Origin of the sequence: uncultured Campylobacter sp. (assembly GCF_938045535.1) — a bacterium.
Classification (GTDB): Bacteria; Campylobacterota; Campylobacteria; order Campylobacterales; family Campylobacteraceae; genus Campylobacter_B.
The window spans coordinates 1-7,071 of sequence record NZ_CALIMQ010000215.1 but is presented as its reverse complement, the minus strand read 5'-3'; the positions used below and the strand labels follow the sequence as shown (position 1 = coordinate 7,071).

General features: G+C 40.5%; 8 protein-coding genes. All 8 read right to left on the bottom strand.

All coding sequences use genetic code 11. The annotated features are described in order from the left end of the window. A partial coding sequence (locus Q0095_RS06660) for an RAMP superfamily CRISPR-associated protein (protein ID WP_297882523.1) occupies window positions 1–589 on the bottom strand: 589 nt, incomplete at its 3' end. Then, a complete protein-coding gene (locus Q0095_RS06655; RefSeq protein ID WP_297882522.1) occupies window positions 586–1,038 on the bottom strand; it encodes a TIGR04423 family type III CRISPR-associated protein in 453 nt (150 codons plus the stop codon). The genes Q0095_RS06660 and Q0095_RS06655, both read right to left, overlap by 4 nt. Further along, the gene (locus Q0095_RS06650; protein ID WP_297882521.1) at window positions 1,025–2,419 is read right to left on the bottom strand and encodes an RAMP superfamily CRISPR-associated protein; all 1,395 of its coding nucleotides are present in this window, start codon (window positions 2,417–2,419) and stop codon (window positions 1,025–1,027) included. Before Q0095_RS06650 ends, Q0095_RS06655 begins: the two co-directional genes overlap by 14 nt. Then, a complete protein-coding gene (locus Q0095_RS06645; RefSeq protein ID WP_297882520.1) occupies window positions 2,416–3,798 on the bottom strand; it encodes a hypothetical protein in 1,383 nt (460 codons plus the stop codon). Before Q0095_RS06645 ends, Q0095_RS06650 begins: the two co-directional genes overlap by 4 nt. Continuing rightward, window positions 3,795–4,367 (bottom strand): RAMP superfamily CRISPR-associated protein, encoded by a 573-nt coding sequence (locus tag Q0095_RS06640; protein WP_297882519.1) that lies wholly within the window; start codon window positions 4,365–4,367, stop codon window positions 3,795–3,797. Before Q0095_RS06640 ends, Q0095_RS06645 begins: the two co-directional genes overlap by 4 nt. Next, on the bottom strand, window positions 4,345–5,931 hold the full coding sequence (locus Q0095_RS06635) for a hypothetical protein (RefSeq protein ID WP_297882518.1): 1,587 nt from the start codon (window positions 5,929–5,931) through the stop codon (window positions 4,345–4,347). The genes Q0095_RS06640 and Q0095_RS06635 overlap by 23 nt, the downstream gene beginning before the upstream one ends. A gap of 46 nt (window positions 5,932–5,977) precedes the next feature. After that, the gene (locus Q0095_RS06630; RefSeq protein WP_297882517.1) at window positions 5,978–6,229 is read right to left on the bottom strand and encodes a hypothetical protein; all 252 of its coding nucleotides are present in this window, start codon (window positions 6,227–6,229) and stop codon (window positions 5,978–5,980) included. Between the two features lie 280 nt (window positions 6,230–6,509). Then, the coding region (locus Q0095_RS06625) for a hypothetical protein (RefSeq protein WP_297882516.1) at window positions 6,510–7,071 on the bottom strand (562 nt) is incomplete at its 5' end.

The following is a 7,071-nucleotide window of genomic DNA, read 5'->3' as shown; positions in this document are numbered from 1 at the left end:
GTCCCATTTTAGTTTTTGATTTTTCATCATAAGGAGTAAAATTTATCTCTTTTAACAAGCCGAATTTTTTATATTTTTCCTTGGCTGTTTCGAGCTTTTCTATTTCTTCGTAGTTTGTATTTTTGAGCAGACATATTGTTCTAATATCTGCGCATTTCTCTATTATATAACTATCGCCGTTTTTAACTAAAAATCCGCAGCCGCCAGTATTTTCATTAACCATGCCGACTAAATTTTTTCTATCCGCCATATCTCTGACGCTAAGATACTTTTTATGCTTGCTTTCATCTATTCGAATTTTACTAAAGCTCATTATCTCAAGCACGTTTCTTATCATGCCCTTGATGCTGGTTGCGGGGATATAATACTCTTTGCCTCCATTTTCGTTTATATAATGGCAAAACTCGCTCGGGTTTTTGCCATCCTTTATAAAAATAGGACTTTTGGCGGTTACTTCGAGCTCGATTACGCCGCTTTCGCCGTCTTCAAACGGCACGTCATGGATATTTTTAAGAATGTTCTCACTAGCCCAAGGCGGGTAGAAAATTTTATCGTTTAGCGGTACAAAATTATATGGAGCGGTTATCATTTTTTATCCTTTTCATCTTTTACAAAGCCTGCAAATACTATCTTTTGAAGTTTCAATACTGGCAAACCCTCAAGAGTTCCATTACCTTGAGGCACTTCGCAAAACTCGTCTTTTTCATCTTGCCAAATTTGAGCCATTTTTATTTTAAAATTACCAAATTTAGGATAAAACGTTTTTATGTCGCTTTCCTCTAGCGCTACTTTGTTTAACTCCGTCTCATCGACAAACCAAGCGTCGTTTATCTGGCGGATAGAAATGCTTTTCTTCAAATTTGCATTAAAAAAATGCGCCTCATAGATTAGCTCGTCTTCGCCTAGACTAGGAGTTCGCTCGCCCGCTAAAAATAGGTGCTTCTCGTCGATTTTTTCACCCATTAGCTGGATGTAGCCCTCGTAGCCTTTTAAATTTTCATTCACGTATTTTAAAATTTCGTCTTTATTCTTTTTCATTTTCGATCCGTCCTTCGTTGTATTTTAAGACCTTGCCTTTGAAAAATCCATACCCTTTTGTGGTTGCTCCACCAAGCGACAAACGCCCCTGAACTACGTCATCTAAAGCCGCTTCAAAGGCGCCTAAGGCGTTATCAAAAGCTTCATTCTCTTTGTCACCGCACACGTAGTTTTTAAGCAAAATTTCTATTATAAATTCGTCTCTTTTTGCGACCGCTTTTTCTTGAAACAAAGCGCTATCGATCGCTCCGCCCGTGAAGCGGTCGATGCTAACGTGTTCAAAAACCTTCGTATCTTTTGCTTCATCGTAATCTAAAAAGCAATCGCTGATTAAAATTTTACCTTTGGCGCCTTTATCGTTTTTATTCTTTTCGTAGCCAAAAATTTCCCTTACGGCTTCGTTTTCACTGCCAACTTTGGCTTTTTCGCCGAATTGTTTATTAATTTTATTAAAATGAAACGCTGTTCGGTGTGATAATGCGCCTTTTACCGAACTTGCCGGGATTAGAATTTTACGTTTGCCAAGGCATTTATTTTCATAGTCGATCACACTCTCAAGCACGGACGTTTGATCCGCGTCCTTATCGCCAAATCCGCTTCCAAACATAAAGAAATCATCTGGCGAAATTTTAAGCTCGTATCTGATAAATTTTTGTCTTTTCAAATTATCGTCTTTTGCACTCTCGGGCATAAATTTCGCAAATCCATCGGAGCTAAAATTTAAACTGCTAGAGTATCTGTCCGGCTCAAACTCGCCCCATTTTATCTCTAAAATTCCAAGTGAGCCAAAGCCTTTCGAGCTTCCGCCGCCAAGCCTTAGCATAGGATCGTAAAGTAGATTTAAAATTTCCACGAACTCCTTTTTGCTTCCGTCAAACTCAAGCGAGAATTTAAATCTAGTGCCCTTAAATACAACTTCTTCGTCAAATTTCCCCGCATCCTTTGCCGCGCCGTTCGCGCCTATGGCTACATGATCTCTGATTGGTAAAATATTAAAATAGCGCAAAAACTCACTCTTTTGCAAAAGCAACTCTTCGCAAACCTTGTTATTCTTATCAACGAGCAACAGAGCGTTTGAGATAATTAGTCTTGAGCCGAGTAAATCTTCGTCTTCTTGTTTATTTTCGTCTTTGCTTTCCTTTCCATTTCCGCCCCGACCCTTTTCCTCGCGCTTGGTTCCAAAAATTTTATTCGCGGCATCCTTGCCGGCATTATCTTCAAACGCCCTGCGCAAAATCCCTGCAACCGAAGTGCCTAAGATCATCGGCAAGCCGTTCCAATCTCTTTGCACCGGTGCATCCAAAAATAGATCATTTTTGCCGCCGCCGACTTTTAACGGAGTTTTGGCTTCTATGATGACGTGCGCTAAAAATCTTTTCATTGCTTTTCTCCTGTGATTCTTGGCATTTGCATTGATAAAAGTAGAGCAAATTTAAGCGGGTCTCTACTTTTTTCAATAGCCTTTAGGAGCGTTTCTTTTGCGTCGCTCCATTTATCTTTTGCAACACCTTCGCCTATAAATTCACTCACATCTTTTTGAATATCTGCGCTTGATTTACAAAGCGCCCTTATTGCGCCCCATTGTGATTTTGAAATTTTGCCAAATTTATCTTTATGGCTTTCTATAAAATTAGCCACCCTCTCGGCTATTTCAAGAGCCTGGTCTTTCGTGGTCTGCTTTTGTTTTAAAAATTTAGCCAAATCACTTTGTATCGGTATCTCTTTAGTCGAGTGCTCAGTCTCCGCTTCTTTTTGGAATTCTATCGGACTATCCTTTACATTGCCACCGTTTAAAAACCACGGATTTATCAGCACTTCGCCAAAGCCTTCGCTCAAATACGCTCCGACGCCGTTTTTTAGTGCGGCTATCTGCTCGGCACTTAAATTTTTCAAAGCAATTACACTACTTTTATTTATGCAGGCTCGCTCGTAGTCTTTTGTACTACGGGCGCCGTTATAAGGGGTGAAATTTGAAATTCTAATCTGCGTCTTGGCGTAATCGACATTATTTTCATTTGAATTCGGCAAAATATATTTTACGTCGTAGCTTGGATTGCCGTTTTCGTCAATAAGCGCAAGGCGAGATTTAGCATAAACGAAAGTATATCCCTCAGGCGGCGTAAAGCTTTGGATTTCATCCGTATTTTCGCCTATAAATTTAATCTCTACCGCCCCATACTCGGCGCTTTTTGATTTGCCGAGCCTAGTTGAGCGCTCTAGTGTTTCTTTTACGCGACTGATGTCGTCTTCGCGCACGTTAGCGTCAAATTTAACGCTAAATCGCCATTTCATTCCAGCCCTAAACGCCTCGTAGCCATACATCTGACTATCCATAGAGCGTCTTTTGATTTTATCGTATGCGCTCTTTTGTGAAAAATCTAGGTCCATGCTAAGCTTCTTTTTTTCGTCATTTATGTAGCCGCTTCGCATCTGTTTTAGCTGGGTAAATTTTTCAGATTCTTCGCGGCTTAACAAGTGATGATTGTAAATTTTGCTGCCATCAAGCTTTTCGTGAAAATAGGAAAGCGGAATTTTAAAAAATTCTTTACCATCTTTGATCAGCGCAGCATCGCAAAATTTCACTGCTCCGCTATGAAAAATTTTAAAAGGATCACTAAAGTCGCTATATCTACTAGCTACCATACCCAAAAATGCACTTCCTGGGATAAAATCAAGCGAGCTCATCTTGCCCTGCGTGTTAGAACTTGCCTGCAAAATAATAGGACTTTTAAAAGTTATCTCAAATCTAAACTCTCTCATCGTAGCTCCTTAACTTTAAATTCGCATCTGCCGAGGCCTCGGTTACGGTTTAATCCTATCCGCTTTATCATCTCTAGCGCGCGTTTTAGATTTTGAGCGATCTCGCCGCTTACATTTTGGATCTCGCCTTTTAAACTTATAGGCAAAACGACTTCTATATCTCTTAGCGAATTATCTACCGCGATACCGTTGTCGCTGATTTTGGTAGCTGAAATGATTTCAAAAAGATTGCGCTGCAAGTTATTTGACGTAATTTCGGCAGCGATTTTTTCATCTATCGTAGCGCTGCTAAAATAGCACTGCGCCTGCGTAGTATCGTCGTTTTCGTTTTGCTCATTGTCATTATTTTGCTTATTTTTGCCGCCTCGTGAGCCAAAGCACTTATCTATATCATTCGCATCCCAAAATAGCTCCGCTGCCTCGCGCACAAGTCCTTTTATCGTTTTGCCCGGCACATACGGAAGGCCTGCAGAGTTTTTTACTGCATAGCTATCAAGCGCCGCTCCACCGCTAAGACCACTACTGACATGCCAATAGTCGAAAAATTTAAGCTCGTAATTTATCGTCATTTTTGCCCTCCACTTTTTTATTTTCCGCACCCGAAGTAACGGAGAGAAATTGCAACACGTCGTAAATCGGCGTTTTTTGCGCCCCGTCCTTTTCTAAAATCAAATTTCCGCACGACAACTCGCCGTAAAGAGCCTTCAGGACCTCATCAAATTTGCCCCTATTTTCTAACATCTCATTTATTCTATCTAGCATAACTTTGGCTAATCTATCGTTTATGCCAAGTTCCTTTATCCACTCTCGCAGTTTGCCCTTGGGGCTATTTTCACTACGATAAATTTCGGCTAAATTTATAAAATTTTCTACCTTTGGCTCGTTTTTTGACTTGGTCGTATCGCCCAAATAATAAGGTCCGAAATCGCATCTGATTTCGCTAGTATTTTTGCCATCGCTCGCGCATCCTTCTTTTTTATCCCCAATCGTAAGCTCATCTTTTATAAATTTATCCCAGCTTTGGAAATTCGAGCTTTGGACGTTATGAAACATTAAGCAGCTTGGCGCTATGTCTTTTTCGGCATCGTTTACGTAGCGATCTTTGCTGTGCTTTTTTGCGGCACCGCAAAGCTCCTCAGCTAGAGCTGCCGCATAATGGAACGGGAATTTTTCGTTACAATAGGCAATCCCCGCGCACATCGTGAGTTTTTTCTCTATATCGCGCTTTTTATTGTCCGTTTCCTTCTCAAATTCCTCTATGAAATTTTTAGTAAATTCTAACGCTATATCCGCATCGCAAATCGCCGTCATATCGTCGCCGCTTAAAATTAGCGCTTTTATCTTTAGATCATCTTTTCCAAGAGCGACTTTTGTTTTTACTTTGGCATTGGTAAATGCATCTTTTGTCGCTTTATCAAGCGCCTGCGAAAATCTAGCTATAGCTCCAGTATCATCGCTCTTTTTTACGACTCCAATCAAATTTTTAACTAATACACCAAGCCCATTGCCATCTGCGTGGATAACGGCTAGTTTATTTTTCTTATTTGAAATTTGGCTAAATTCTTTTAATTCCTTAGCTCCCGGGTGCCTCTTAAACCATCTTCCGTGCGCTTCTCTCTTTTGAACGGACGAAATGTCTAATAATGCATCATCGTCATCAAATTTTACGATAGGTCGCGCCGTTTTGGGCGCAAGAGCCATAAAATTTATACTCATATCAAGCGGCAAGCTCGGGCGGTTGCGCTGAGTTTTTAGCTTTCGTTCGAGCTCTTTCGATGCCGTTCCGTAGTCGTTGCCGTTATAAGGAGCGGTAGCCTGAGAGATGGTAATGCCGTAAGCATTTTGCATTATCTTTTTAGGCAGATCCCTGACGATCTTTTTTAAATTTTCCTCGCCATCTACGATCGCTCTAAAATTTCCCGCGGCATTAAGCAAAATTTGCTCTACTAAGCCGTTCGCCCTTAGTTCGTCGAAGACGCCAAATATCGCGCCCTTGCTCTCTTGCTTGTCATTAAATTTTTGTCCGAGCGAGTCTATTATTTCGCTGGCACCGATGATCTCTTGCAGCTTGTTCGTGGCGTAAATATACTCTTGTATACCCTGGATACTTGCACCGTATAGGTATTTAGCCATATTGCCTCCTTCGTGTTATATTTTTGAAATTTTATTGCAACTAAACTTAAATTATTTTTTGAAAAATTACGCAAAATAAACTAGCCGAAGCGACGCCTCGAGCTAGCCCGAATTTATTGTCTAGTCCTACCGCAAAAGACATATTGTCCGTTATATCCTTGCCTTTGATGTAAAAATCAAGCGTAGGGACGTACGAGCCGTAATTGCTCGGCGCGATATTGGCTAAATTCGGCACCTCTTGCGCCAAAGCGCCACTCATAGCTCCAGCCGCTGCTAGCGACAACACAATCTTTTTCATTACAACTCCCTTAATTGATCTCGTAGGCGTTTTACCTCCGAGTTTGAGCGCAATTATAGTGAGCCATAGTGTCAGATTCTGTCAGCCAAGGGGAAACTTTGAAAAATGAGAGGGAAATTTTAATTAAATCAGGGGAGGGTAGATTGAAAATTTTGGGTGCAAAGAGGAACCAATCCCCTAGATAGGGGAAATTCTAACCGAATTCCTCACTACCTAAAACCATTCCTAGCAAAAGCCGTATTTATTGATCCATTCTACCTCATTCATCAGACTCTCTTATTTAGTTTAACTCATTATTTTCAAATGCTTTTTTCGGAATTTTACTTAAGATAGCGTTGAGCTTTGCTCCAGTGTAAGTTGCAGTATGGATGGTAATCTTTACTGGCGTAAAACCATCTTGATAGTTATTAAAAGCCGCCTTAACCTCAACAAAGTTGATCATCATAGAAGTAATGTCGCCCTCGACATCCGTTTCGGTTAGCAAAGGAAATTCGTTAAATAAGCATAGGGAAGTGCCATCAAAACAGTTCTTTTGCGCTTTTCTAAATTGGGTATCGAAAGGAACGAGAGAAACGACTTCGGCGTTTAGCCTGCCCGAATATCTTTTAAACTTATTTTTCCCGCTACTCTTAACTGCGCGCTCATAAACGCGTAACGGCGCAGCTCCTTTTGAAGCTAAAAAGCTTTTAACTTCTGAAAGCTTTACATCGTTTTCATAATCGGCTATCTTAAGCGAATTATCAAAGTAATCGTTTCCATATTGAGATTTTTCGCCCATATCAAATAAGACGATTAGCTCATTGGCTAGCCTTCTACTTTGAAAGTTAGTCGTAAACTCATCT

Bases quoted from the DNA above. Each gene is read 5' to 3' on its own strand.
- Q0095_RS06650 (WP_297882521.1), bottom strand. From the start codon at position 2,419: ATGAAAAGATTTTTAGCGCACGTCATCATAGAAGCCAAAACTCCGTTA.
- Q0095_RS06635 (WP_297882518.1), bottom strand. From the start codon at position 5,931: ATGGCTAAATACCTATACGGTGCAAGTATCCAGGGTATACAAGAGTAT.
- Q0095_RS06655 (WP_297882522.1), bottom strand. From the start codon at position 1,038: ATGAAAAAGAATAAAGACGAAATTTTAAAATACGTGAATGAAAATTTA.
- Q0095_RS06630 (WP_297882517.1), bottom strand. From the start codon at position 6,229: ATGAAAAAGATTGTGTTGTCGCTAGCAGCGGCTGGAGCTATGAGTGGC.
- Q0095_RS06640 (WP_297882519.1), bottom strand. From the start codon at position 4,367: ATGACGATAAATTACGAGCTTAAATTTTTCGACTATTGGCATGTCAGT.
- Q0095_RS06645 (WP_297882520.1), bottom strand. From the start codon at position 3,798: ATGAGAGAGTTTAGATTTGAGATAACTTTTAAAAGTCCTATTATTTTG.